The organism is Calditrichota bacterium, assembly GCA_014359355.1.
Taxonomy (GTDB): Bacteria; Zhuqueibacterota; Zhuqueibacteria; order JANLFK01; family Oleimicrobiaceae; genus Oleimicrobium.
The window spans coordinates 1-3414 of record JACIZP010000380.1 but is presented as its reverse complement, the minus strand read 5'-3'; the positions used below and the strand labels follow the sequence as shown (position 1 = coordinate 3414).

Below are 3414 nucleotides of genomic sequence, written 5' to 3'. Positions count from 1 at the left end.
CTGGAGCTGCTTTGCGTCCTTTGCGTGAATCTTTGTCCGCGGCAAGTGCGCGAGGGAGGCGAAAACCGCTGCGGAGTGTGTAAGGTGTCCACCCCGGCTTTTTCTTATCCCAGGAAGGTCTTGGCGTCCTTTGCGCGATCTGCGAAAAAAGGTTGACAATGTCACGGAAATTGACTATAATTGCGCAGCAAAATTGCTCCCTTTAAGCCAATCCCGTGAGATCGGCAAGGGCCTGGAGATGTGTGCAAAGCCTTGTTGCGTTCTCGCCGAGGCTTTTTTTGTGCGCAGGAAGGGAAGATGCCAGAGCAAAAGGTCAAAGCAGAGCTCATCGACGAACAGGGGCTGGAGCGCACCATCACGCGCCTGGCGCACGAGATCTTGGAGCGCAATCGCGGCACGGAAAAGTTGGCCGTGGTGGGCATCCGCACGCGTGGCGCGCCGTTGGCGGCGCGCATCGTGCGCAAGATCGAGGCCCTGGAGGGCAAGCGCATCCCTTTGGGCACGCTGGACATCACCATGTACCGCGACGACTTTCGCCGCAAGATCCCCATGGTGCGCGGCACCGACATCCCCTTCGAGATCGACGACATGAACGTGGTGCTGGTGGACGATGTCCTCTACACCGGTCGGACGGCCCGCGCCGCTTTGGACGCGCTCATGGACTTTGGTCGGCCGGCCACGGTGCAGTTGGCCGTGCTGGTGGACCGCGGCCACCGCGAGCTTCCCATTCGCGCCGACTATGTGGGCAAGAACGTGCCCACCTCCATCGGTGAAGAGGTGCAAGTGCGTCTCAAGGAGCAAGATGGCGAAGACAGCGTGCTGTTGATTGCCGCCGAGGAGGGCAAGTAGGATGGAGTTCCGCCGCAAGCATCTCTTGGAACTCGAAGGGATGAGCCGCGAGGAGCTCACCCTCATCTTGGACACGGCCGAGACCTTCCGCGAAGTGTTGGAACGTCCCATTCCCAAGGTCCCTACCCTGCGGGCGGTCACGGTGGCCAACGTCTTTTTTGAGCCTTCTACGCGCACGCGACTCTCCTTCGAGCTGGCGGAGAAGCGGCTTTCCGCGGACCTGGTCAGCTTCTCGGCGGCCACTTCCTCGGTGCTCAAAGGCGAGACCTTGAAGGACACGGCGCGCAATATCGAGGCCATGAAGGTGGATATGGTGGTGATCCGGCACAGCGCAGCCGGGGCGCCGCACTTCTTGAGCCGCTGCCTTGAGGCCTCGGTCATCAATGCGGGCGATGGTTGCCACGAGCACCCCACGCAGGGGCTCTTGGACATGATGACCCTCCGCCACAAGTTCGGCCGCCTGGAGGGGCTGAAGGTGGCCATTGTCGGGGATATCGAACACAGCCGGGTGGCGCGCTCCAATTTGCACGGCCTGCGCGCCATGGGCGCCGAGGTGCTCCTATGCGGCCCCTCCACGTTGATGCCGGTAGAGGCCGAGCGCTGGGGGGTGGCGGTGACCCACGACATAGACGAGGCCATCGCCTGGGCGGATGCCTTGAACGTGCTGCGCATTCAGCGCGAACGCCAGGCTGCCGGGCTTTTCCCCTCCCTGCGCGAGTACCACGCGCGCTTCGGCGTGACCCGCCGTCGGCTGGAACGCGCCAGCAAGGACATTACCATTCTGCATCCGGGCCCGATTAACCGCGGCGTGGAAATCGAAAGCGACTTGGCAGATAGCGAGTTCTCGGTAATCCTTGACCAGGTGACCAACGGCGTGGCCGTGCGCATGGCCGTGCTCTACCTGCTGGCCGGCGCACAGGGTGCGCTGGAAGGGTCGTGACAGCACGAGGCACAACGTGAACCAGCCGAAACCTGCACAGAAAGTCTTGTTTAAAGGCGGCTCCCTGCTCGATTTGGACACGGGCAAAGAGACCCCCGCCGACCTCCTCATCGTCGACGGACACATTGCCGAATTGGGCAAGGTGGAGATCGCCTCGTTCGACGGCGAGGTGGTGGACGTGAGCGGCACCGTCGTTGTACCCGGGCTCCTGGACATGCACGTCCACCTGCGTGAGCCTGGGCGTGAGGACGAAGAGACTGTGGAGACAGGGTGTCGGGCAGCCATGGCCGGTGGTTTCACCGCCGTCTGCCCCATGCCCAATACCGAACCCCCTGCCGACAAGCGGGAGGTGCTGGACTTTCTCAAGGAGCGGGCGCGGGACCAGCTGGTGGAGCTTTTCCCCATCGCTGCCGTGTCCAAGGGGCGCAAGGGGGAAGAAATTGCGGAAATGGGCGAGCTGGTGGACGCGGGAGCCGTGGCCTTTTCTGACGACGGCGACCCTGTGCACAACGCCGTAGTGATGCGCCGCGCCTTGGAGTACGCCAGGATGTTCGGCCGGCCGGTTATCGACCACTGCCAGGAGTTGAGCCTCACCGCCGGCGGGGTGATGAACGAGGGTTTTGTCTCCACCAACTTGGGTCTGCCCGGCATGCCGGCCATCGCCGAGGAGATCATGGTGGCGCGGGACCTGTTTTTAGCCAAGTACACCGGCGGCAGGTTGCACATCGCGCATGTCTCCACAGCTGGGGCAGTAGAGCTCATCCGCCGCGCGCAGGCCGACGGCGTGCAGGTCACCTGCGAGGTCACACCCCATCACCTCACTATGACCGATGAGGCAGTGGCAGGCTTTGACACCAACACCAAGATGAATCCGCCGCTGCGCACGGCTGCGGACGTGGAGGCTTTGCGCGCCGGCCTGCGCGATGGTACCATCCAGGTCATCGCCTCCGACCATGCGCCGCATGCCATCGAGGAAAAAGACGTGGAATTCGCGGCGGCCCCGTTTGGCATCATCGGCCTGGAGACCAGCTTGGGACTGGTCCTGCGCGAGCTGGTGGAGGGCAAGGTGTTGAGCCTCGCCCAGGCGCTCAAGGCCATGAGCGTGGGACCACGCGCCGCTCTGGGCCTTGAGCAAGTGAAGATTGCTAAGGGGGCCAGGGCAAATCTGAGCTTCATCGACCCGCAGAGCGAGTGGGTGGTGGATCGCAACCGTTTGCAGTCAAAGTGCCGCAACACGCCGTTCCACGGCTGGAAGTTGCGTGGTCGGGTGCGTGCCCTGTGCAACAAGGGGCTGTTCTGGTGCGCTGAGCGCTAAGGCAATGATCAGCTCGCAGGCAAGCCGGGAAAAATGAAAAAAGGTCTTGCTTCTTTGGAGCGTTTTTAATACCTTTCAAAGCTCTTTGAACAGGGAGGAGGTAGCAAAGCTTGAAAACGTTCGTGCCGAAAAAGAAGGACATCGAGCAGAAGTGGTACCTGGTGGATGCGTCCGACCAGGTGTTGGGACGTCTGGCCAGCAGGATCGCACGGGTCTTGCGCGGCAAGCACAAGCCCATTTACACCCCGCACATGGACGTGGGCGACTTTGTAGTGGTGGTCAATGCCGCACAGGTCAAGGTGACAGGCAA

At 62.3% G+C, this 3414-nt stretch carries 4 protein-coding genes; all 4 read left to right on the top strand.

The window, feature by feature from the left end; translation table 11 throughout:
* Positions 1-297: 297 nt before the first annotated feature.
* Positions 298-849: a bifunctional pyr operon transcriptional regulator/uracil phosphoribosyltransferase PyrR gene (pyrR, locus tag H5U38_15880; protein ID MBC7188503.1), complete on the top strand. Its 552-nt coding sequence runs from the start codon at positions 298-300 to the stop codon at positions 847-849.
* Position 850: 1 nt separating this feature from the next.
* Positions 851-1789 (top strand): aspartate carbamoyltransferase catalytic subunit, encoded by a 939-nt coding sequence (locus H5U38_15875; GenBank protein ID MBC7188502.1) that lies wholly within the window; start codon positions 851-853, stop codon positions 1787-1789.
* A 16-nt stretch (positions 1790-1805) separates the two neighbouring features.
* Entirely contained in the window at positions 1806-3104 is a 1299-nt protein-coding gene (locus tag H5U38_15870; GenBank protein ID MBC7188501.1) for a dihydroorotase, read from the top strand.
* A 110-nt stretch (positions 3105-3214) separates the two neighbouring features.
* A partial coding sequence (rplM, locus tag H5U38_15865; GenBank protein ID MBC7188500.1) for a 50S ribosomal protein L13 occupies positions 3215-3414 on the top strand: 200 nt, incomplete at its 3' end.